Raw genomic sequence first — 317 nt, forward strand, 5'->3', positions numbered from 1 at the left:
GGAACCGCAGTAGTAGTGGTGTCGGTTCGATAGATATAGTTATTAAAATGTTGTTAGATTGCTACAGCGAGTTTTGTGAAAATAATAGTTTTGGTATCGCATCATATCTAGGTCGCAGAATAAGGCATGGAACTTTCGAGGGAACAGCTACGAGTGAACTGCATGAGCTAGCTGAACGAGAGGAATATCAACATTTATTCTTGTGTAGTGATTTTAAAAAAGAGTTTGATATTTGGCATCGTGAGTACGACGAAATGATAGAGACCTTGAAGAAAAGCGTACTTCATATCAAAAGTAGGAAAAAGCCTAAAGGCTCT

At 38.2% G+C, this 317-nt stretch carries 1 protein-coding gene; it reads left to right on the plus strand.

The features are described from left to right. Positions 1-317 (plus strand): hypothetical protein (locus R0K30_RS21450; RefSeq protein WP_410612810.1); only part of this gene is annotated, 317 nt, incomplete at both ends.

The organism is Bacillus sp. SIMBA_154 (assembly GCF_046536015.1).
GTDB lineage: Bacteria > Bacillota > Bacilli > Bacillales > Bacillaceae > Bacillus > Bacillus pumilus_P.